Here is a 22251-nt window from a genome sequence, read left to right as displayed (position 1 = left end):
TTGGAGGACACCTGGAGAACTGAAACATCTTAGTATCCAGAGGAAGAGAAAGAAACATCGATTCCCTAAGTAGCGGCGAGCGAACGGGGAAGAGCCCAAACCAGCTTCGGCTGGGGTTGTAGGACATTCACAACGGATTTAAAGACTTAGACGAATGGTCTGGGAAGGCCAACCGCAGGGGGTAAGAGTCCCGTAGTTAAAAAGTTGATAAATTTAGAATGTATCCTGAGTACGACGGAACACGAGGAATTCCGTCGGAATCCGGGAGGACCATCTCCCAAGGCTAAATACTCCTTGCTGACCGATAGTGAACCAGTACCGTGAGGGAAAGGTGAAAAGCACCCCGGGAGGGGAGTGAAATAGAACCTGAAACCATGCGCTTACAAGTAGTCAGAGCCCGTTAATGGGTGATGGCGTGCCTTTTGTAGAATGAACCGGCGAGTTACGAATATATGCAAGGTTAAGCAGCGAATGTGGAGCCGCAGCGAAAGCGAGTCTGAATAGGGCGACTGAGTATATGTTTGTAGACGCGAAACCAGGTGATCTACCCATGACCAGGCTGAAGTTCAGGTAACACTGAATGGAGGGCCGAACCGACTTACGTTGAAAAGTGACCGGATGAGTTGTGGGTAGGGGTGAAATTCCAATCGAACCTGGAGATAGCTCGTTCTCTCCGAAATATATTTAGGTATAGCCTCATATTAGCATCGTGGAGGTAGAGCACTGTTTGGATGAGGGGCCCATCCCGGGTTACCGAGTTCAGACAAACTCCGAATGCCACAGATGTGATGTATGGGAGTCAGACAGTGGGTGATAAGGTCCATTGTCGAGAGGGAAACAGCCCAGACCACCAGTTAAGGTCCCCAAATATATGTTAAGTGGAAAAGGATGTGGCGTTGCACAGACAACTAGGATGTTGGCTTAGAAGCAGCCATCATTTAAAGAGTGCGTAATAGCTCACTAGTCGAGTGACGCTGCGCCGAAAATGTACCGGGGCTAAACATATTACCGAAACTGTGGATTAAAATTTATTTTAATGGTAGGAGAGCGTTCTAAGTGCGGCGAAGCATGATCGTAAGGACATGTGGAGCGCTTAGAAGTGAGAATGCCGGTGTGAGTAGCGAAAGACGGGTGAGAATCCCGTCCACCGAACGACTAAGGTTTCCAGAGGTAGGCTCGTCCGCTCTGGGTAAGTCGGGACCTAAGCCGAGGCGAAAAGCGTAGGCGATGGACAACAGGTAGAAATTCCTGTACCAGTAAGATTGCATTTGAGTGATGGAGTGACGCAGAAGGAAAAGATGAGCGCGCGGAAGGAAGAGCGCGTCCAAGCCATAAGGCTGCATGTTAGGCAAATCCGGCATGCATTAAAGCTGAGTGGTGATGGGGAGCCGAAAATAGTAGGCGAAGCATACGGACTCACACTGCCAAGAAAAGCTTCTAGCAAGTAATCCTACTGCCCGTACCGTAAACCGACACAGGTAGTTGGGAAGAGAATTCTAAGGTGAGCGAGCGAACTCTCGTTAAGGAACTCGGCAAAATGACCCCGTAACTTCGGGAGAAGGGGTGCTTATAGAAATATAAGCCGCAGTGAATAGGCCCAAGCGACTGTTTACCAAAAACACAGGTCTCTGCCAAACCGAAAGGTGAAGTATAGGGGCTGACGCCTGCCCGGTGCTGGAAGGTTAAGAGGAGTGCTTAGCGCAAGCGAAGGTACGAATTGAAGCCCCAGTAAACGGCGGCCGTAACTATAACGGTCCTAAGGTAGCGAAATTCCTTGTCAGGTAAGTTCTGACCCGCACGAAAGGCGTAACGATTTGGGCACTGTCTCAACGAGAGGCTCGGTGAAATCATAGTACCTGTGAAGATGCAGGTTACCCGCGACAGGACGGAAAGACCCCGTGGAGCTTTACTGTAATTTGATATTGAATCTTGACTCCACCTGTACAGGATAGGTGGGAGCCAATGAAGCATGGACGTCAGTCTATGTGGAGGCACTGGTGGGATACCACCCTGGTGTGGTTGAGATTCTAACCCGCAGCCGTGATCCGGCTGGGAGACAGTGTCAGATGGACAGTTTGACTGGGGCGGTCGCCTCCTAAAGAGTAACGGAGGCGCTCAAAGGTACCCTCAGAATGGTTGGAAATCATTCACAGAGTGTAAAGGCATAAGGGTGCTTGACTGCGAGACCTACAAGTCGAGCAGGGTCGAAAGACGGACTTAGTGATCCGGTGGTTCCGCATGGAAGGGCCATCGCTCAACGGATAAAAGCTACCCCGGGGATAACAGGCTTATCTCCCCCAAGAGTTCACATCGACGGGGAGGTTTGGCACCTCGATGTCGGCTCATCGCATCCTGGGGCTGTAGTCGGTCCCAAGGGTTGGGCTGTTCGCCCATTAAAGCGGTACGCGAGCTGGGTTCAGAACGTCGTGAGACAGTTCGGTCCCTATCCGTCGTGGGCGTAGGAAATTTGAGAGGCGCTGTCCTTAGTACGAGAGGACCGGGATGGACATACCACTGGTGTACCAGTTGTCGTGCCAACGGCATAGCTGGGTAGCTACGTATGGACGGGATAAATGCTGAAAGCATCTAAGCATGAAGCCCCCCTCAAGATGAGATTTCCCCAATAGATGCCTCAGAGACTATGAGGTTGATAGGTTTGGCGTGTAAGTGTGGTAACACATTCAGCGGACAAATACTAATCCATCGATGACTTATTCAAGTAAATAATGAACAATTTAAAGAGTGCGTTCACTCTTTTCGATACTTCTATCCGGTTTTGAATGTATATGACATTCAACCAAATAGTCTGGCGGCGATGGCGGAGAGGCCACACCTGTTCCCATGTCGAACACAGCAGTTAAGCTCTCCAGCGCCGATGGTAGTTGGACTGACGTCCCGCAAGAGTAGGACGCTGCCAGGCGAATATGACATTCAACCAAATAGTCTGGCGGCGATGGCGGAGAGGCCACACCTGTTCCCATGTCGAACACAGCAGTTAAGCTCTCCAGCGCCGATGGTAGTTGGACTGACGTCCCGCAAGAGTAGGACGCTGCCAGGCTGTTACATAATTTTTAAAAATAAATAAAATAATGATTGATTTATCGATCAATATATAAGATAATAGTATCTTACATGGAGAATTAGCTCAGCTGGGAGAGCATCTGCCTTACAAGCAGAGGGTCGGCGGTTCGAACCCGTCATTCTCCACCATGTAGCCGGCCTAGCTCAATTGGTAGAGCAACTGACTTGTAATCAGTAGGTTGGGGGTTCAAGTCCTCTGGCCGGCACCATCTCTTAACAGGAGCCATTAGCTCAGTTGGTAGAGCATCTGACTTTTAATCAGAGGGTCGCAGGTTCGAATCCTGCATGGCTCACATTCTAATATGCGGGTATGGCGGAACTGGCAGACGCACTAGACTTAGGATCTAGCGCTTCACGGCGTGGGGGTTCGACTCCCTTTACCCGCACCATTTTTAAAATAATGATTTACCAATAGTATAGTCAGCGGAAGTAGTTCAGTGGTAGAACATCACCTTGCCAAGGTGGGGGTCGCGGGTTCGAATCCCGTCTTCCGCTCCAGTTTTAAGCCGGGGTGGCGGAACTGGCAGACGCACAGGACTTAAAATCCTGCGATAAGTGATTATCGTACCGGTTCGATTCCGGTCCTCGGCACCATATTGAATTTTATATTGTAATGCGCCCATAGCTCAATTGGATAGAGCGTCTGACTACGGATCAGAAGGTTAGGGGTTCGACTCCTCTTGGGCGCGCTTATAGAAACGGGAAGTAGCTCAGCTTGGTAGAGCACTTGGTTTGGGACCAAGGGGTCGCAGGTTCGAATCCTGTCTTCCCGACTCTTTTAAAAATGTAATACCTATTAATTAATGGGGGCTTAGCTCAGCTGGGAGAGCGCCTGCCTTGCACGCAGGAGGTCAGCGGTTCGATCCCGCTAGTCTCCACCATTATTTTTTAAAAAGTCTTAGTTATAGTGATACTTAATTTAACTCGGCGGCGTAGCTCAGCTGGCTAGAGCGTACGGTTCATACCCGTGAGGTCGGGGGTTCGATCCCCTCTGCCGCCACCATAATTGGACCTTTAGCTCAGTTGGTCAGAGCAAACGGCTCATAACCGTTGGGTCGCAGGTTCGAGTCCTGCAAGGTCCACCATAGCTTAAACTTTATATCGCGGAGGAATACCCAAGTTCGGCTGAAGGGATCGGTCTTGAAAACCGACAGGGGCTTAACGGCTCGCGGGGGTTCGAATCCCTCTTCCTCCGCCATTTTTATTTTAATATTATTATCGCGGGATGGAGCAGTGGTAGCTCGTCGGGCTCATAACCCGGAGGTCGTAGGTTCGAATCCTTCTCCCGCAATTATTTTTATGTAAGAATATATTAAGGTCCCGTGGTGTAGCGGTTAACATGCCTGCCTGTCACGCAGGAGATCGCGGGTTCGATTCCCGTCGGGACCGCCATTTTTTTATTTTGAAAAATTCATGAAGTGGTTTAGTAGCTCAGTTGGTAGAGCATGTGATTGAAGCTCACAGTGTCGGCGGTTCGATTCCGTCCTGAACCACCATTTAAGCCGGCCTAGCTCAATTGGTAGAGCAACTGACTTGTAATCAGTAGGTTGGGGGTTCAAGTCCTCTGGCCGGCATTCTTTTACGGAAGGGTAGCGAAGTGGCTAAACGCGGCGGACTGTAAATCCGCTCCTTCGGGTTCGGCAGTTCGAATCTGCCCCCTTCCATTAGTATAGGGGTATCGTATAATGGTAATATAGAGGTCTCCAAAACCTTTGATGTGGGTTCGATTCCTACTACCCCTGCATATTTCTTAAAATGGCGGTTGTGGTGAAGTGGTTAACACACCGGATTGTGGTTCCGGCATGCGTGGGTTCGATCCCCATCAGCCGCCCCATTTTTGGGCTGTAGCCAAGCGGTAAGGCAACGGGTTTTGGTCTCGTGACGCGAAGGTTCGAATCCTTCCAGCCCAGTTTTTATTTCCTTTTGGCGCCATAGCCAAGTGGTAAGGCCGAGGACTGCAAATCCTCTATCACCGGTTCAAGTCCGGTTGGCGCCTTTATATTAATTTTATGCGGAAGTAGTTTAGTGTTTAGAACATGCTTCTTCCTGAAGCAAGACATAGGTTCAAATCCTATCTTCCGCTTTATTATTTAAACTAATTAGACAGCTAATTAGTCTTTTTTTTTACTTAGCCACCGTGGCGGAACAGGCAGACGCGTTGGACTCAAAATCCAATTCTCGTTAGAGAGTGTCGGTTCGATCCCGACCGGTGGTATACAGAAACACTGTGTTTAATTACACAGTGTTTTTTTGTTTGCCAATTTATGTTTACTTTCTTTGTTATTACAGGGTAATTAAGTGTATATTTAGAATAGAATGTTACTCTTATACCGTTTTAGTGAAAAAATTCTCATTATTTTATGTTATTTTGTTAATTATTCACAAAATAATCAGTGTTTTGTGTTAAAATAAGTTTTTATTGCTTAAATAGCTATTTATAGCAGTAAAAAGTAAGTCAGGAGGATAACAATGCATCCTAAAGAAAATGACGTTTTAAAATACATAAAAGATAACCCGTTTATTTCACAAACTGAGCTTGCGAGAAAAGTAGGACTGACGAGTTCAGCTGTAGCTGCGATAGTATCTGACCTTGTTAAGAAAGAGTTTATCCAGGGCCAGGCTTATGTACTGAACGCAGAGTATCCGATTGTCTGTGTAGGTGCTGCAAACGTGGACCGTAAGTTTTTCGTACATAATGAACTTATCCACGGTACATCAAACCCTATACAGTCTGCACATTCCGTCGGAGGTGTTGCGCGCAACATTGGTGAGAACCTGGGCAGGCTTGGTGAAAGTGTTGCGTTAATCACAACGCGAGGCGATGATGGTGAATGGAAGACCATAGAGGAACAGACATCTACTTTTATTAACCTTGATTTTGCAGAACATGTTGAAGGGCAGAGTACAGGATGCTATACAGCATTAATCAGTCACGAAGGCGAGATGGAATACGGCTTTGCAGATATGAATATATACGATTATCTGACGCCTGAAGTGTTGATTAAACAGACATATATATTAAAGCGTGCAAAATGTATCATCGCTGATTTAAACACGCCTAAAGTTTCACTGGACTTCTTGTGTGCCTATGCAGAGAAGCACGACATTAATCTTGTGCTTATTCCTGTATCAGGACCTAAGATGAACAGACTGCCGGAGAACCTTAATCCGGTCGATTGGCTGATTGTGAACAGAGATGAAACTGAAGCTCATTTTAATATTAAGATTAACAGCGACGAAGATCTGCTTAAAGCAGCTGAAATGTGGAATGAATCCGGTGTCAGTCACGTAATTGTTACGAACGGCGTCAAATCGATAGCTTACAGCGGTAAAGAGGACGGCAGTAAGATTTACAGCATTATACCATCAGAAAAAGTTGTAGACGTCACAGGTGCAGGAGATTCATTCTCAAGCGCAATTGTCTTCGGCTGGCTTAAAGGTTATCCTGTAGATGATATTGTGAGAATGGCGATGGTTAACAGCAGTAAAACTATAGAGACAGAATATACTGTCCGTCAGGACTTAACAGAAAAACAACTTATTAAAGACATGGAGGAAGTTAAATGAATCATTTAATCGAATTACACCCTGATGTAAAAGAAGCTTTAGAAAACAATAAACCGGTAATTGCTTTAGAATCAACTATTATTTCACACGGTATGCCTTATCCGCAAAACGTTGAGATGGCTAAAACTGTTGAGAGCATCGTTCGCGAAGGCGGAGCTGTTCCGGCAACAATTGCAATTATGGACGGTAAGATCAAAGTAGGTCTTGATGAAGCTTTACTTGAGAAGTTAGGAAACTCTGAAGGCGTAGCTAAAGTTTCACGCCGTGACCTTGCAGAAATTATTGCAACGAAACGTATCGGTGCAACGACTGTAGCATCTACGATGATTTGTGCAGAAATGGCCGGTATTAAGTTCTTTGTTACAGGCGGAATCGGCGGCGTTCACCGCGGTGTTGAAGAAACTATGGATATTTCAGCAGACCTTGACGAGTTAGGAAAAACTGATGTAGCTGTAATCTGTGCAGGTGCCAAATCAATTTTAGATCTTGATAAAACGATGGAATACCTGGAAACGAAAGGTGTACCGGTTATCGGTTACAAGACTGAAGTGCTTCCGGCGTTCTTCACACGCACAAGTGATATTAAATTAAACACTGTTGCAGAATCTACTGAAGATATCGCTGCAATTATTAAAGCGAAACATGACCTTGAGCTTGAAGGCGGAACAGTAATCGCAAACCCTATTTTAGAGAGCGATGAACTGCCTAAAGAATACATCGACAAGATCGTTGCTGAAGCAGTTAAAGAAGCTGAAGAAAACGGCATCGGCGGTAAAGATTCAACGCCGTTCCTTCTTGGCAAAATTGTAGAGAAAACTGAAGGCAAATCACTCGAAGCCAACATCAAGTTAGTATATAACAATGCTAAAGTCGGTACAGAAATCGCTGTAAACTACTTCAATATGCAATAATTATAAAAATGAGCCCTAATCCTTACAATTCAGTGAGCATTAGGGTATTTTTGTATATAAGGACAACATAATTTAAAGAGGGTGCCGAAGTGACGGAGTTTACAAAATATCTATCATTGAAAATGGATAAGAGCGAAGAGAATTTATACGTTATTTCTGATGAGACGGGAAAACGCGAACTGCACAGCTACAATATACAAAGTCAGCGTTATGTAAAAGTGTCTGATGAACAGGAAAATGTTAAGAATTACTGGTTTGCTGACGGCGGTCTGCTGCTTGCAACAGACTTAAATGGAAACGAACGCGAACAGCTGACATATTTCAAAGAAGAAGAAAAATATCAGCTGACAGCGGATGATAATTACTATCACCATTACGGTGTTTATATGAACAGCAGTTTTATCTATTTAAGACATCATAAGGACGGCAAGATATTTGAACTGATGGACCATTCTGATGGACATGAGACCGTGCTGAATTCATTTGAAGTGCCATCATCGATAATCGGTAAATTTGATGATAATCACATTCTGATGAGCCAGGCAGTGGATAATCTAGATAAGACAATACACCTGTATAATATTAAAACTGCTGAGCTGAAAGATACCGGACTTCCGGCCGGCCGTTTCGGCAACTACCATTCATTGAGTGATTCAGAAGCGTTGTTTACGAGTGATTATCTTGAAGGTAACCTGAATTTATATAAGCTGAATAAAAAGACATTTGAATTTAAGAAACTGACTTATTTTAAATGGGATATACAAAAAGTTAAAGTACTGGAAGATAAAAATACAGTGATATTTGAAGTGAATAAAAAAGGTTTTTCCAAACTGTTTAAATATGACGTGGAGAATGATTTTCTTGAAAAACTTAAGTATAAAAATAACGGGGTAGTGCATTCGCTGGTTCACTCGGCTGACAAACTGTATGTTCTGTATTCAGATATGACAACGCCTCACGCGGTGTACGAATATGATCTGGCTGACGGCAGCACAGAGAAGCTGTTTGGCAATGACGAAGCAGATACAGCTGTGGAAACGATGCATTCAACCTATCCGTCATTTGACGGGCTGGATGTCCCTTATTATCTGTATGTACAAAACAGCAGTAATGCGCCAACTGCGATACATGTACATGGTGGTCCGGAATCACAGGCACGTCCGGAGTTTAACGAACTGTATTATAAGCTGTACAAGGAAGGATATCAGATTGCTGTACCGAATATAAGAGGTTCGACGGGGTATTCGAAATTCTATATCGGTCTCGATAATAAAGAAAAACGCATGGATGCTGCAAAAGATGTTGTGGAGTTAAGAGAGCATCTGATTAACCATCATAGTGCAGACAAGAATAACATCTTTATTATGGGCCGGAGCTACGGTGGATTTATGACGCTTCTGTTAATCACACAGTTTCCGAAATTGTGGAAGGGGGCAGTGGATATCGTCGGCATTTCACACTTTACAACGCTGCTTTCAAACACGCCTGCATGGCGCCGTGAACAGCGATCGCACGAATACGGATTTATCGGTGAACACGATGAATTCATGCAGTGTATTGCACCGCTGAATAACAGTCAGCGCATACGCTGTCCATTAAGAATTTTCCATTCACATAACGATGTGAGAGTACCGTATTCCGAGTCTCTGCAGATGTATGAAAAAATGAAAGAGCAGGATAAAGATGTCGAACTGACTGCATATGAAAATGAAGGGCATCAGTATTTATATACTGACAATCAGGACGACATGAACACGAAATTAATTGCATTTTTTAACGACCAGACAGAAAAATAAAAAACAAGCCGTTTCACCGTGATTTCGGTGAAGCGGCTTGTTTTATTCCATTAAGCTGTTGAATTTTTTCATCAGACGGGTGAATTCTTCAATTTCTGCCTGATCCCATTCGTCGGTCATTTTAGAGAAGCGCTGCTGTCTGCTGTGTCTGATGTAAGTCATCATATCCAGCCCCTTATCGTTAATTGCATAAAGGTAAGAGCGTCCGTCAGTTTCCGAAGGCTTTTTATAAAGCATATCATCAGCAAGCAGGTCGGCAGCCTGTCTGCTGACAGTAGAAATATCGAGATGAAGTTTACCGGATATTTGTTTAACACTCATCGGGCCGTTTTTAGTAATAAGGAGAAGGATTAAATAACTGGCCCGTTTTAATTCCTGTTTTTTATCGAGCTCCACGCTTCTCGTTCTTAAAGCCCGTACCATCATCGCAAGTTCAAGTTCCAGTGTTTCCAGAGTTTCATCGTTCGTCATTTGTATACACAGCCTTTCAAATACAGTTCTTGACATCTTATATAGTTGTATCATACAATTAATTACTGTGAATGTCTACGAAAGAAGGAAAATTGATGTCTTTGGAAAATGAAAGCGGCGGTAAGCTCACCGCCGGGAATAGAACGATACTGATGGCAGTGCTCTTATCCGGAGCATTTGCAGCAATTTTAAACCAGACACTTCTTGCCACAGCGATACCTCATATAATGGAGGATTTGAAACTCGATGCCGATGTAGCACAATGGCTGCAGTCGATTTTTATGCTCGTGAACGGGATTATGATTCCCATTACAGCCTTTTTAATTAATAAATTCTCAACGAGAGCGTTATTCTTTACTGCATTATCATTATTCGGGCTGGGTACGCTGATCTGCGGTATTTCTCCGTCATTTTCAGTGCTGCTTGCCGGGCGGATTCTGCAGGCTGCAGGTGCAGGGATTATCATGCCCCTGATGCAGACGATTCTGTTCCTTGTATACCCGCGTACCGAACGCGGTAAAGCAATGGGAATATTTGGCCTTGTAATCAGCTTCGCACCGGCAATCGGTCCGACGCTGTCTGGATGGTTTATCGACATGTATCCGTGGCGCGGACTATTCTATATGCTGCTGCCAATCGTTGTGATTGACCTGATTATAGCGTTTTTTGTTTTAAGAAATGTTACAGAGAAAACAAATCCGAAAATGGATATTCTTTCTATTATATTATCCACATTTGGTTTTGGCGGACTCTTATACGGCTTCAGTGCTGCTGGAAGCAGCGGCTGGCTGAGTGTTACGGTACTCGTGCCGATTATCATCGGTGCGGTGACACTTGTACTGTTCATTAAGCGTCAGAACAGACTGGAAGAACCAATGCTTGAATTTGGTGTCTTTAACGACAAAATCTTTACACTGTCGACATCACTTGGCATGATTGTATTTATGTCAATGATTGGCGGGGCAGTGATACTGCCGATATTTATGCAGACGATGCTTGGATTCACAGCCATGGAGTCGGGGCTGATGCTGCTGCCGGGTGCATTGATTATGGGCTTTATGAGTCCTGTCACCGGCAGACTGTTTGACAGATACGGGGCAAAATGGCTTGCTGTAATCGGACTCGGTATGCTGACTGTGACGACGTTGATGTTTTCGAACCTGAATACAGAAACGACATTTACTTATCTTGCTGTCGTAAACAGTTTCCGGATGATCGGTGTGGCGATGGTTATGATGCCGGTCACAACTGAAGGATTAAACCAGCTGTCGAACAGACTGGTTCCTCATGGTACAGCGATGAACAATACGATGAGACAGGTGGCCGGTGCAGTAGGGACTGCACTGCTTGTATCCATTATGACGAATACAATGAGGCCGGACGAAGGAATTCCGGGAATGATTCACGGGGTGAATATGTCATTCCTGTTTGCGGGAATACTGGCCTTTATCGGATTTATACTGGCATTCAAATTAAGAAAAACGAATGAAATAGAGTAAATAAAAGCTTACTGTCAAAAATGACAGTAAGCTTTTTATGATTCGCCGGTACTTTTAGATCTTAAGTACTGGGCAATAATAATAATGATTAATCCGATGAACATAAAGTACTGGACGATGAATGACGATAACCCGTTAAGAACATCAAACGGATAAATCAATCGGCCCGCACTGTATATAAACAATACGATAAATATGATTCTGCCTGCCCATGAGTCAGTGCTGAACATAAAGTAAAGTGAAGCGGCTGCTGTCATAACAAAAAGAATGTAGAGCAGAATATCCGCAAGTGACGCATCGTAAGCGGCGACTTTTAAAGGGCTGAGTGTATTTGAATTCATAAAAAGAATTAACAGGTTGGCACCGGCAAACAGTACTAAAAATAAAATACCCGCAATCATCTGTTTGTTGCCGCGGCCAGATGACTGGTGTTTAATACCGTGATTCATAAAAGGAACCATAGCGAGTATTAAAATGACGACTGCCGGCAGGACGAGTGAAATAACGATTTCGCCAAAAAGAAAAATAGTAGCTGAAAACAGCAGGGCGAAATATACACCGAGAATTGCAGCATCCGACCAGTATTTACTGCGGTACTTTGGCAGTTTCTTTGAAGCAACACGGGCAACATCTTTTGTTTTGGCATTATAGTATTCTGTATAATTCTGTCCGGAATCTATCATGGAAACAGCCATAATATGCAGCTGTTCGTACTTCGCATCTTCAGTAACGAAGTGTTTATCAAATTCGCTGTCGAGTGAATTAAATGCAAGCTGATCATCTTCTGGTAACCGGCTGAAAACTTTTTTATATTCATTTTTATAATTCGTCATAGTAACATCCTTGTGTAGTTTGTATTACTCATTATTATATCAGACAACATGTTAAATGACGGTATTTTACCTGGGAGAACTTTCAGCCCGGAGATTCTTTGTAATATTTTCAACATCATCTCTGGAAGTTGCGATAACCTTTTGGTTCAGAAAGATAAGAGTGATAGTAATAAGTGCGATAAAGCTGACGGAATGTATAAGCCAAAACGGCATGTAGTCGTAGGCAAAGCCGTACAACAGAGTACCAATCGGGGCAATCGAGGAAGCAAAAAGACCGATTGCCGCAAATACTCTGCCTTTAATATGCTGAGGTACAATCAGCTGTACATAAGTAAAGAAAGGAACGTTGATGACCTGGAAATATGTGCTGGAACACTTTTCGTACAAAATGTATGAGCGTCCGCAGGCACAGCATCCGCTGGACAGAATCATGTTTGCGGTATTCAGCCTTGTGTATCCGTTGAGTCTGTTTGAAACAGGGAAAGTTGAAGCGGCAAAAAAAGCGTATTATATAATTGAAGAGACAGTCGATGATATTAAAGACTCGGTATATGCTAAAGAAATGCACATGATAAAAGATATTATATTTAAATAGGGAATGAGACGGGATATGCCGAGGTGTATCTCGTTTTTTGATTTGATTCGGGTGGTCCGGATGACAACGGCGCTTCCCCGTTGTAAACCGGCAGGCCTCGGATGACAACGGCGCTTCCCCGTTGTGAACCGGCAGTCCCTGGATGACAATGGCGCTCTCCCGTTGTAAACCGCCAGTCCCCGAATGACAACAGCGCTTCCTTGTTGTGAACCGGCGGTCCCCGAATGACAACGGCGTTTCCCCGTTGTGAACCGACAGGATCCGAATGACAACGGCGCTCTCCTGTTGTGAACCGACAGGCCCCGAATGACAACGGGGCTCTCCCGTTGTGAACCGGCAGTCCCCGAATGACAACGGGGCTCTCCCGTTGTGAACCGGCAGTCCTCGAATGACAACGGCGTTTCCCCGTTGTGAACCGACAGGATCCGAATGACAACGGGGCTCTCCCGTTGTGAACCGGCGGGCCCCGAATGACAACACCGCGCCGCCGTTGTAAACCGACGCACCACCACCATCCACCCATCAAAACACAAGAAAACAGGTGCAGCTAATGCTGCACCTGGACACATCTATCTATTCAACTTCTCTTTTAGAATATTTTCTCGGAAAACCGATCAGTATTGCAACAATGCCGCTCACAATTAACAGTATCGGATAAATTGAGTAGGGCATGATCTCAACTGGTGAGATTCCTGCTGCGAGTCCCGAAGCGGCAAGCATTTGACCGCCGTAAGGTATCAGACCCTGAAAACCTGCAGCGAATGTATCGAGTATACTTGCAGATTTTCTCGGATCCACTTCGTATTCCTCAGCAATGTTCTTCGCCAGCGGTCCTGTCATAATAATTGATATTGTATTGTTGGCAGTGGACATATCAGTCACACTGACCAGACTTGCGATACCAAGTTCTGCACCTTTTTTCGTTTTAATTCTGCTCATAATGGTTTCAAGCAGATACGTAATTCCTCCGTAATGACTGACAAGTCCAATCATCCCGGCAATCAGGATAGTGATAATTGCTATTTCCTGCATCCCGGCAATACCTTCGCCTGCTGCCGAAACCAGTGTCAGAACATCGAATGCGCCTGTAAACAATCCGAGTATCCCGGCAAATACTGCACCGCTAAGGAGGACGATAATTACATCGACCCCAAGAAGAGCTATAATCAGTACGGCAAGATAGGGCAGTACTTCTATAAAGCTGTAATCATAACTACCGGTTTCATTAAGAGATACATCCGCAGACAGCAGGTAGAGAATAATGATTGTCAGCAGCGCTCCCGGCAGTACAATCCAGAAGTTCACTTTAAACTTATCAATCATTTTTACACCCTGTGTGCGTGTAGCAACAATTGTAGTATCAGATATAAACGATAAATTGTCTCCGAACATTGAACCGCCGATTACTGTAGCAAGTGCCAGTGCAAGTCCGATATCCGTCTGGTCTGCAATACCGATTGCAATCGGAGCAATCGCAACTACAGTCCCCATACTTGTTCCCATCGATAATGAGACAAAGCAGCAGATGATAAAAATCCCGCTGAGTAACAGACTGCCGGGAAGCAGAGTCAGTCCCATGTTCACTGTAGAATCTACAGCACCCATTGCACCGGCAATACCAGAGAATGCACCTGACAGAAGGAAGATGACTACGATTAACATAATATTTTCCTGAGCTGCGCCTTTTAAGTATGCTGAGAGTTTATCTTTAAACGGCACTTTAAAATATAAAAAGAATGCAAAAACTGAAGCGATTAACGCCGCGACTGTTATCGGCATTGCATTGAAATCTCCCGCGATCAGTCCTGTCCCGATAAATAATGAGACGAATAAAATTAACGGCAGCAGTGATATAAAACTGCCTTTATGTTTAGACATATAATTCCTCCTATTGAAAAATCCCCATCCATTATCTGTAAAGATAAGAGATGGGGAAGTCCTCGGCTTATCTTCGAGCAGATACTGCTCCTGGAATTAGCACAGTACCTTACGGTCTGTTGCTGAGGTATCAACGGGCCAGTCCCTTCACCTCTCTGGATAAGAAATTATTTAATTATTGAGATTAAGGATACATGTTTAATAATTAAAGGTCAACAAATTAATTTTATATGATAATTAAGGTTTAATTTATTTGATAGAGGTAATTCTTTAACTATGATAATAAATAAATTGTATCAAAATTAATTTATTTAAGTTTGTTACTCGCTTTTAGTAACCAAGTATATTAATATAATTAATGTGATAGTTCGAAAGCGAATTATTGTACGACAAAACAAACTTTGGAGGATGAAATAATTATGGCTAAATTTGCATTAGACACAGCACACTCGGAACTTGAGTTTACGGTAAAACATATGATGGTAACTAAGGTTAAAGGGACATTCGGTGACTGGACAATTGACATCGATGTTGACGATATGGAAGATCTTTCAACAGCGAAAGTAACGGGAAGAGCAAGCACAGCGACAATCAACACTAAAGTTGCAGATCGTGATGCGCATTTAACATCAGCTGATTTCTTCGATTCGGAAAACTATTCGGATATTACATTTGAATCAACTAAAGTTGAAGGTTCAGGTTCAAGCTACGAAGTCACTGGTAACTTAACTATTAAAGATGTAACTAAAGAAATTACAATTCCTTTAGAATTCAACGGTAAAGCATTAAACCCGTGGGGCGTTGATGTTTACGGATTTGAATCAAACTTCTCAATCAACCGTGAAGAATTCGGATTAACTTGGAACCAGGCACTTGAAACAGGCGGCGTAATGGTTTCTAAAGATGTTAAAGTTAATCTTGAGCTGCAGTTCAATCCTGCAGAAGCAGAATAATAAACAATATAAACAGCTGAAAATGATTTTAATATAAATGGGTCAATACTCCGTGAAATTCTTAAATGAATCACACGGAGTATTTTTAATTTATAACAACGATATAAAAGACGGGAGCTATTGGAATTGTGTTTAGACAGTAAATGTAAACAGGACAACAGTGCAGAAATTATTGATATGTTATATAAAATACTGTGCTGTTTTGGTCAGTCTGCTTAAGGGTAAATACAAGAAATGAGAATCTTAAGTATGTACTTTATTTAAGGAGAGGCTGCAGTTGACACATTTTGATGTAATAATTATCGGTTTCGGTAAAGCGGGAAAGACACTGGCGGGTGACCTCGCTGAGCGCGGCTTTAAAACAGCATTAATCGAAAAAGATAAATCGATGTACGGCGGGACATGTATTAATATCGCATGTATTCCGACAAAAACTTTAATGCATGACGCATTAAACGGCTGGGAATACAGAGCAGCTGTACAACGTAAAAATGGTGTGATTACACGTCTCCGCGATAAGAATTATCACAGCATTCAGGATCTTAATAATGCCGCAGTATATGATGCGAAAGCGAAATTTATCAGTGACAGTGAAATTGAGATAGAAGCGGATGACGGCTCAAAAGAGGTGTTGAGTGCCGATAAAATATTCGTCAATACCGGCGCTGAAAACATTATTCCACCGATAGAGGGTGATATTAATTCGGACAAAGTGTATACGAGCACAACACTTATTGACGAAGAGATACTTCCTGAAAAGCTGACGATTGTCGGCGGGGGATACATCGGTCTTGAATTTGCGGTTATGTACAATGCATTTGGATCACAGGTGAGTGTTATCGTCCCCGACGATGAAATTCTGACAGACGAGGACCCTGAAATCAGAGATGAGATTACGAAGGACATGAAAGAGAGCGGTATTAACTTTATGTTCGGGGAGCGGGCAGAAAAAGTGACTGAAGAAGACAGCAGTAAAATTACTGTGACACTGTCAGGAGGCCGAGAACTCACTTCGAACGCTGTGCTGTTTGCGACAGGACGACAGGCAAAGACAGAAGGACTCGGGATTGAAAATACATCTGCCGGGCTGACAGAAAACGGTGAAATTGAAGTGAACAAACACCTGCAGACTAAAGCGGAGAATATTTATGCGATGGGTGATGTGAAAGGCGGAATGCAGTTTACCTACACGTCTCTAGATGATTACCGCATCGTGAAAAGCCATTTATTTGAGGATGGTTCATATACGTATGGCTCCCGTACGAATGTCCATTACACGATGTTTACAGACCCGCCATACTCACGTGCAGGTATGACACTCGATGAAGCGAAAGAAGCGGGATATCAGGCGGCCGAAAACAGCATGCCGATGTCAGAACATCCGAGATCACACGTCAACAACGAACTGCGCGGTTTATTTAAAGCGGTCGTTGATACCGAAACGAAAGAAATTTTAGGGGTACATTTATACGGAGTGAATTCAGAAGAACTGATTAACACTGTTAAACTTGCGATGGGTACCAGTATTCCTTACACGGTGCTCCGTGATCAGATGTACAATCATCCGGTAATGAGCGAAGCGTTTAACAATTTATTTGATATATAGAAAATCCCGCGGGTGTTATAGCCCGCGGGAAGTTTTTATAGATTATACTTTTTTAATGCTCTGTAGACTTTTGACAGGGGAAGACCCATCACTGTGTTGTAATCGCCTTTTATCTCTTTGACGAACACCGCACCGAAGCTCTGAATGCCGTAACCGCCGGCTTTGTCGTAAGGTTCGTCTGTGTGAATATATGCTTCGATTTCTTCATCGGACAGTTCGAAAAATGTGACTTCCGTGCGGTCCATAATAATTTCTTCAAAGTCTCTTGACTTTAATATGACACCGGAGTACACTTCATGAGTGCTTCCGGATAAAGTACGAATCATTTGACGTGCGTCATCAACTGTGTCCGGTTTTTCATAGATCACATTGTTGTGGCTGACTACTGTGTCGCAAGTTAAAAGAACAGCGTCATCATCAATTTTCAGAACAGAAGATTTTAATCTGGCAGTTTCAATTACTTTAGTTTCGGGATCGCTGCTCGTAATTTGTTTTTCATCAGCATCGGGAATTTGAATTTCATAATCAAGTCCTGCCTGTGAAAGCAAAGTACGGCGCCGCGGTGACTGGGAACCGAGTATTAGTTTCATTAAAGTTACCTCCGGTACATAAATTAAATAAAGACATTCATATAGATTGTCTTTGGCCGTAAAAGCGTTATAATGGCGTTAAAGCATTATGAACGGCCTGTAAATATAAAAACTGGTTAATATTATAATACATAGGTTAAACCTAAATAGATAGTCGTGATAAGAGGGGAGCAATCATGAGAGTAGAATTGACGAAGTACAGAGTTAAAGAAGGTAAAAGCGAACTGGTAGACGAGTGGGTAGAGTACATGCATAACCATATGGATGATGTTCTCATGAACCTCGAAGGCGAGAAAATGTTCGTTGAAACAATCTTCCGTGAAGCCTTCAATAATGTAGAGTACTTATACTGGTACAGTGTTCAGGATGACGTGGAGTCAGATGATGCAGTTTCCAAAACAGACCTGGATGAAAAACATCTGGAATATTGGGAAAAGTGTATTGATAAAACATTCAGACCTGAGGATATGAAAGCTGAAATTGTAATGATACCTGAACGTATCAAACGCGCTATGAATTACAGCAACGACTAAAAAGGCATCCCATAAATTGGGAAGCCTTTTTATTTTGGGGTTGGGTGACAACGGCGTTTCGCCGTTGTGAATCGAGTGGGGCCGGATGACAACGGCGGTTTCCTGTTGTGAACCGGGAGTGTCCGGATGACAACGGCGGTTTCCTGTTGTGAACCGGGAGTGTCCGGATGACAACGGCGTTCCCCCGTTGTGAATCAAGGGTGTCCGGATGACAACAGCGTTTCCCCGTTGTGAATCAAGCGTGTCCGGATGACAACGTCGTTTCCCCGTTGTGAACCGAAAGAGGCCGGATGACAACAGCGTTCCCCCGTTGTGAATCAAGCGTGTCCGGATGACAACGGCGGTTTCCTGTTGTGAATCGAAGGGTGCCGGATGACAACGGCGGTTTCCTGTTGTGAACCCGGAGTGTCCGGATGACAACGTCGTTCCCCCGTTGTGAATCAAGGGTGTCCGGATGACAACGTCGTTTCCCCGTTGTGAACCGAGGGCTGCCGGTTAACAACAACGCCACCCCGTTGTCATCCTATCTCCGATTCAACTCGTTTTTCTCTTTTATCAGCCGTTCAAACTCCGATTCAAGCTCAGGAGTCAATCCTTCGGCGAGTTCTCCGAGTACACGGATAATTTGAGTTTCAAGTACCATCAGTTCGTCCTTCGTCGTATTTCTCGGCGCAGGCTGATCGGGATGAATAAGACTGTAATCGTTAATGTCATAGGAAACCGGTGTGATGCTTTCCCAAAAACGTTTATCGTGTGAGACCAAAATAATCAGTCCCGGGTAATTTCTCAGCATCTCTTCCAGTGCTTCGATTGAGTGGACATCCAGAAAGTTTGTCGGCTCATCGAGTATCAGCACCTGGCTGTCTGCCATCAGCAGTTTGACGAGCTGGACTTTTACGCGTTCTCCGCCGCTTATAACAGACACTTTTTTGTGCACATCATCATCTTTAATATTCAGACGGGCGAGAGCAGTTCTGACTGTTGTTTCATCATATCGGCTCGTACTCATAATGTTGTCCAATATTGAAGAGTCCAAATCAAGGGATTCAAGCTGCTGATAAAAATATCCGACAGCAAGGTGTGAATCCTGATACTTTTCGTAAATATAATTCAGCAGTGTCGTTTTACCTGAACCGTTCCGCCCGGTAATGCTCACTTTATCTGTTGCTTTTAAATAGAGAGAAACGTTTTTAAGCAGTGTCCTGCCCTGTCTTGTAATATTTTCCCGTTCAAGACGGATTACAGTCTTGCCGCCGAGTTTCTCAATTTCCTGCGAGTAAAAAATAACCTGTTTGTCATCTTCCGGTTTTTCTTTTTCTTCAAGCTGATTCAGGCGGGATTCCATCGAAGTACGGACTTTGTCGAGTTTTTTCTGCATTTTATTGTAATAGGGTGTTTCCATAGTGACATACCGCTTTTTACCTTTATCATAAATGCGGTTCGATAATGCAGCCTGTTTCGACTTGTTTTCAACGGCCTTTTCCAAATGCTGCTTCTCACGTATATATTTTTCGTATTCATCCCGGGCGCGCTGACGGTTGTGCGTCTCAATTTTCTTATAGTGCGTGTAATTACCCGGGTATATAACAACTTTTGTATCTTCCACTGCCCAGATTTCATCGGCAATCTGGTCGAGAAAATCCCGGTCGTGTGATGCGATAATTTTAATTGCTTCCTTTTGTTTCAGTTCATCGAGAAGCCATACAGCATTCGTGTCGTCGAGGTGGGTGGTAGGTTCGTCCAGCAATATTACGCCGCCTGCATTATTCAGTTCCTGCTGCAGATAAAATTTAGTCGTTTCACCGCCGCTTTTTTCAATGTTATTTTCTTTCAGCTGCGGTATATAGGTAATCCTCTGGCTGGTATAGAGGGCGGCATTGTTAACGATATGCTCAAGCAGTGTCGTTTTACCTGAACCGTTCCGGCCGATCAGTCCGATTGTTTTTTGTTCCTGCACGGTAATGTTATCAATCGAGATAATTGTTTCACCATTAATGTCCAGAATAATGTTATTAAAGTTCATCATAAAAAAACCTCATTTCGTTGTCGAAATAAGGCCTCACCAAGTATAATACAGAATATACATTCAGTACTCCCGACAATTAAAAAGGGGAGTAGTGTTAAAGTATATATTTTTATATTATAAATGAACTGCAGAGATTACCCTATTTCGACATAATTTTTCGCATAATAAATAAGCTTGAATATGTCATAAGAAAAAGGATAATCTACTTCATTGTCCTGCAGTTCACCTCGCACGTGTATTTGTTAATTTCAATATAAAGCACATCAGAATATTTTGCAAATAAAGGATGGGGAAATATGGACCGTCATGAGTTTAAACGACGCGTAATTGAATATGCTGAAACAATCGGTATCGATGACATCGGATTTACGACGGCTGAACCGTTCACTGAGTTTAAAGCGAAGCTGATCGACTACTATAAAAATGGCTATGAATCCGGATTTGAAACTGGAACGATTGAAGAACGGACGAATCCAAAAGCAAGTCTGCCGAATGCACAGAGTATAATTTCGATTGCTGTCGGTTATCCAAACAAACTGCGTAATGCACCGAAATCGAAAAAGGGCGAACGCCGCGGAATTTTCGCGAGAGCATCATGGGGGACTGATTACCATACGCTGCTCCGAAAGAGACTGGAAAAACTCGAAGCTTTCATTAAAGAACTGGATCCGTCAGTGGACTGTAAATCGATGGTGGACACAGGTGTTTTAAGCGACAGGGAAGTGGCGAGACGAAGCGGTCTCGGTTTTACGGGCAAGAACGGTTTTGTGATTAATCCAAAGCTCGGGACTTATTCATACCTCGGTGAGATGATCGTATCCTATCCGTTTCCGGCCGATGAAGAACTGCTGGATTCATGCGGCGACTGCAACATTTGTGTGGACCGCTGTCCGACAGGTGCACTCGTCGGCAACGGCCAGGTGGACTCTCAGAAATGTATCTCTTTTTTGACACAGACAAAAGGGTTCATGCCTGTTGAGTACCGTTCAAAAATGGGGAACAGGCTGTACGGTTGTGATACGTGTCAGCAGGTCTGCCCGAGAAATAAAGGGATCAATACGGAACATCACGAAGATATCGTTCTTGAACCGGAAATTTTAAAACCGGAACTGACAGGGCTGCTGCAGATTTCCAATAAGGAGTTTAAAGAAACCTACGGACATCTTGCAGGTGTCTGGCGCGGTAAAAAACCGATTCAGCGCAATGCAATAATTGCACTTGCTCACTTTAAAGAAGAGGGAGCAGTTGATATACTTAAAACTGTTGCCGAGACGGATGTCCGTCCGGTTATTAAGGGGACCGCCTACTGGGCAATAGGACAGATTGCCGGTGACGGGGCGCTTGAATATATTTATGAACGTTACGGTATTGAAACAGATGCCGATGTAAAAAAAGAAATGCTTATGGGAATCCAGGAAGCTGGATAGGAAGAAGGAAAAAGTAATGAATCACGTTGTACTTTATCAGCCGGAAATACCGCAAAATACTGGAAATATCGCAAGAACATGTGTCGCAACAGGCACACCGCTGCACCTGATCAAACCTTACGGGTTCAGCCTGGAAGACAAGTACGTTAAACGTGCGGGTCTCGACTACTGGAAAGATCTTGAGCTTTACGAATACGATTCGATTGAAGATTTTTTCGAAAAGAACAAAGGCAGCTACTATATGATTTCAAAATTCGGTAAAAAGAACTTTACCGACATGGACTACAGCAAGACTGATGAAACACATTACTTCATATTCGGACGTGAAACGAAAGGGCTGCCGGACTGGCTTAAAGATGAATATGAAGAATCACTGATGAGAATTCCGATGACTGACAAGGTGCGTTCGCTGAACTTATCTAACACAGTCAGTATACTGGTATATGAAGCATTAAGACAGCAGGAGTATCCTGGACTGAAATAGG

The 22251-nt window shown here is 43.8% G+C and carries 15 protein-coding genes, 23 tRNA genes, 3 rRNA genes and 1 riboswitch (1 of these 42 only partly in view); of the genes, 36 read left to right on the top strand and 5 right to left on the bottom strand.

Annotated elements, in window-relative coordinates:
• The 29 genes from RZ44_RS06180 to RZ44_RS11030 all read left to right on the top strand — a co-directional run.
• Positions 1-2719 (top strand): 23S ribosomal RNA (locus RZ44_RS06180) (it extends 170 nt beyond the left edge of the window).
• 86 nt (positions 2720-2805) lie between these two features.
• Positions 2806-2920: ribosomal RNA gene (gene rrf, locus RZ44_RS06175) — 5S ribosomal RNA — on the top strand.
• Between the two features lie 23 nt (positions 2921-2943).
• Positions 2944-3058, top strand: a 5S ribosomal RNA gene (gene rrf, locus RZ44_RS06170).
• A gap of 76 nt (positions 3059-3134) precedes the next feature.
• Positions 3135-3210, top strand: a tRNA-Val gene (locus RZ44_RS06165).
• A 4-nt stretch (positions 3211-3214) separates the two neighbouring features.
• Positions 3215-3290, top strand: a tRNA-Thr gene (locus RZ44_RS06160).
• Between the two features lie 11 nt (positions 3291-3301).
• Positions 3302-3374 (top strand) — tRNA-Lys (locus tag RZ44_RS06155).
• An 11-nt stretch (positions 3375-3385) separates the two neighbouring features.
• A tRNA-Leu gene (locus tag RZ44_RS06150) sits at positions 3386-3470 on the top strand.
• Between the two features lie 34 nt (positions 3471-3504).
• Positions 3505-3579, top strand: a tRNA-Gly gene (locus RZ44_RS06145).
• A 7-nt stretch (positions 3580-3586) separates the two neighbouring features.
• Positions 3587-3675, top strand: a tRNA-Leu gene (locus RZ44_RS06140).
• 21 nt (positions 3676-3696) lie between these two features.
• A tRNA-Arg gene (locus RZ44_RS06135) sits at positions 3697-3770 on the top strand.
• 10 nt (positions 3771-3780) lie between these two features.
• A tRNA-Pro gene (locus RZ44_RS06130) sits at positions 3781-3854 on the top strand.
• Positions 3855-3886: 32 nt separating this feature from the next.
• Positions 3887-3962: transfer RNA gene (locus RZ44_RS06125), tRNA-Ala, on the top strand.
• A gap of 45 nt (positions 3963-4007) precedes the next feature.
• Positions 4008-4084 (top strand) — tRNA-Met (locus tag RZ44_RS06120).
• 5 nt (positions 4085-4089) lie between these two features.
• Positions 4090-4166: transfer RNA gene (locus tag RZ44_RS06115), tRNA-Ile, on the top strand.
• Between the two features lie 20 nt (positions 4167-4186).
• A tRNA-Ser gene (locus RZ44_RS06110) sits at positions 4187-4279 on the top strand.
• Positions 4280-4300: 21 nt separating this feature from the next.
• Positions 4301-4372, top strand: a tRNA-Met gene (locus RZ44_RS06105).
• Between the two features lie 25 nt (positions 4373-4397).
• Positions 4398-4473: transfer RNA gene (locus RZ44_RS06100), tRNA-Asp, on the top strand.
• A gap of 28 nt (positions 4474-4501) precedes the next feature.
• Positions 4502-4577: transfer RNA gene (locus tag RZ44_RS06095), tRNA-Phe, on the top strand.
• A gap of 5 nt (positions 4578-4582) precedes the next feature.
• A tRNA-Thr gene (locus RZ44_RS06090) sits at positions 4583-4655 on the top strand.
• Between the two features lie 9 nt (positions 4656-4664).
• A tRNA-Tyr gene (locus RZ44_RS06085) sits at positions 4665-4745 on the top strand.
• Between the two features lie 7 nt (positions 4746-4752).
• Positions 4753-4823 (top strand) — tRNA-Trp (locus tag RZ44_RS06080).
• A 16-nt stretch (positions 4824-4839) separates the two neighbouring features.
• Positions 4840-4915, top strand: a tRNA-His gene (locus tag RZ44_RS06075).
• 4 nt (positions 4916-4919) lie between these two features.
• Positions 4920-4991 (top strand) — tRNA-Gln (locus RZ44_RS06070).
• 15 nt (positions 4992-5006) lie between these two features.
• Positions 5007-5077: transfer RNA gene (locus tag RZ44_RS06065), tRNA-Cys, on the top strand.
• A 15-nt stretch (positions 5078-5092) separates the two neighbouring features.
• A tRNA-OTHER gene (locus RZ44_RS06060) sits at positions 5093-5164 on the top strand.
• 48 nt (positions 5165-5212) lie between these two features.
• Positions 5213-5296, top strand: a tRNA-Leu gene (locus RZ44_RS06055).
• A 254-nt stretch (positions 5297-5550) separates the two neighbouring features.
• Positions 5551-6648, top strand: a complete 1098-nt coding sequence (locus tag RZ44_RS06050) for a carbohydrate kinase (RefSeq protein ID WP_035809568.1) — start codon at positions 5551-5553, stop codon at positions 6646-6648.
• Positions 6645-7559 carry a pseudouridine-5'-phosphate glycosidase gene (locus tag RZ44_RS06045; protein WP_035809566.1) on the top strand — a complete coding sequence of 305 codons (915 nt, stop codon included), beginning with the start codon at positions 6645-6647 and terminating at the stop codon, positions 7557-7559. The genes RZ44_RS06050 and RZ44_RS06045 overlap by 4 nt, the downstream gene beginning before the upstream one ends.
• An 89-nt stretch (positions 7560-7648) precedes the next feature.
• Complete coding sequence (locus RZ44_RS11030; RefSeq protein WP_052108857.1) at positions 7649-9355, top strand: alpha/beta hydrolase family protein; 1707 nt, start codon at positions 7649-7651, stop codon at positions 9353-9355.
• Between the two features lie 42 nt (positions 9356-9397).
• Here the strand turns inward: RZ44_RS11030 and RZ44_RS11025 are convergent, their stop codons facing one another.
• Entirely contained in the window at positions 9398-9826 is a 429-nt protein-coding gene (locus RZ44_RS11025) for a MarR family winged helix-turn-helix transcriptional regulator (protein ID WP_052108852.1), read from the bottom strand.
• A 95-nt stretch (positions 9827-9921) separates the two neighbouring features.
• On the opposite strand from RZ44_RS11025, the gene RZ44_RS06030 reads away from it, so the two are divergent.
• A complete protein-coding gene (locus RZ44_RS06030) occupies positions 9922-11325 on the top strand; it encodes a DHA2 family efflux MFS transporter permease subunit (RefSeq protein WP_035809564.1) in 1404 nt (467 codons plus the stop codon).
• Between the two features lie 35 nt (positions 11326-11360).
• Here the strand turns inward: RZ44_RS06030 and RZ44_RS06025 are convergent, their stop codons facing one another.
• The gene (locus RZ44_RS06025) at positions 11361-12158 is read right to left on the bottom strand and encodes a hypothetical protein (RefSeq protein ID WP_035809562.1); all 798 of its coding nucleotides are present in this window, start codon (positions 12156-12158) and stop codon (positions 11361-11363) included.
• A gap of 349 nt (positions 12159-12507) precedes the next feature.
• On the opposite strand from RZ44_RS06025, the gene RZ44_RS06020 reads away from it, so the two are divergent.
• Entirely contained in the window at positions 12508-12753 is a 246-nt protein-coding gene (locus RZ44_RS06020; protein ID WP_035809560.1) for a hypothetical protein, read from the top strand.
• A gap of 573 nt (positions 12754-13326) precedes the next feature.
• Here the strand turns inward: RZ44_RS06020 and RZ44_RS06015 are convergent.
• A complete protein-coding gene (locus tag RZ44_RS06015) occupies positions 13327-14631 on the bottom strand; it encodes a Na+/H+ antiporter NhaC family protein (protein ID WP_035809558.1) in 1305 nt (434 codons plus the stop codon).
• Positions 14632-14695: 64 nt separating this feature from the next.
• A riboswitch (SAM riboswitch) is annotated at positions 14696-14797 on the bottom strand.
• 253 nt (positions 14798-15050) lie between these two features.
• On the opposite strand from RZ44_RS06015, the gene RZ44_RS06010 reads away from it, so the two are divergent.
• Both RZ44_RS06010 and RZ44_RS06005 read left to right on the top strand, forming a co-directional pair.
• A complete protein-coding gene (locus RZ44_RS06010; protein ID WP_035809556.1) occupies positions 15051-15584 on the top strand; it encodes a YceI family protein in 534 nt (177 codons plus the stop codon).
• A 277-nt stretch (positions 15585-15861) separates the two neighbouring features.
• Positions 15862-17190: an FAD-dependent oxidoreductase gene (locus tag RZ44_RS06005; protein WP_035809553.1), complete on the top strand. Its 1329-nt coding sequence runs from the start codon at positions 15862-15864 to the stop codon at positions 17188-17190.
• Positions 17191-17225: 35 nt separating this feature from the next.
• Here RZ44_RS06005 and RZ44_RS06000 read toward each other — a convergent pair whose 3' ends face one another.
• Positions 17226-17780, bottom strand: coding sequence for a Maf family protein (locus RZ44_RS06000; protein ID WP_035809551.1), 555 nt, complete (start codon positions 17778-17780; stop codon positions 17226-17228).
• A gap of 176 nt (positions 17781-17956) precedes the next feature.
• Between RZ44_RS06000 and RZ44_RS05995 the strand changes: the two genes are divergently transcribed.
• Positions 17957-18313 carry a DUF6176 family protein gene (locus RZ44_RS05995; RefSeq protein WP_035809549.1) on the top strand — a complete coding sequence of 119 codons (357 nt, stop codon included), beginning with the start codon at positions 17957-17959 and terminating at the stop codon, positions 18311-18313.
• Between the two features lie 523 nt (positions 18314-18836).
• Here RZ44_RS05995 and abc-f read toward each other — a convergent pair.
• Positions 18837-20339: a ribosomal protection-like ABC-F family protein gene (gene abc-f / locus RZ44_RS05990; RefSeq protein WP_035809547.1), complete on the bottom strand. Its 1503-nt coding sequence runs from the start codon at positions 20337-20339 to the stop codon at positions 18837-18839.
• 296 nt (positions 20340-20635) lie between these two features.
• On the opposite strand from abc-f, the gene queG reads away from it, so the two are divergent.
• Complete coding sequence (gene queG, locus RZ44_RS05985) at positions 20636-21766, top strand: tRNA epoxyqueuosine(34) reductase QueG (protein ID WP_035809544.1); 1131 nt, start codon at positions 20636-20638, stop codon at positions 21764-21766.
• Positions 21767-21782: 16 nt separating this feature from the next.
• Entirely contained in the window at positions 21783-22250 is a 468-nt protein-coding gene (trmL, locus tag RZ44_RS05980; protein WP_035809542.1) for a tRNA (uridine(34)/cytosine(34)/5-carboxymethylaminomethyluridine(34)-2'-O)-methyltransferase TrmL, read from the top strand.
• Position 22251 lies beyond the last annotated feature (1 nt).

It is taken from the genome of Jeotgalicoccus saudimassiliensis (assembly GCF_000756715.1).
Lineage (GTDB): Bacteria > Bacillota > Bacilli > Staphylococcales > Salinicoccaceae > Jeotgalicoccus > Jeotgalicoccus saudimassiliensis.
Note: the sequence above shows the minus strand (reverse complement) of the source record. Positions and strands in the feature narration are given on the sequence as shown.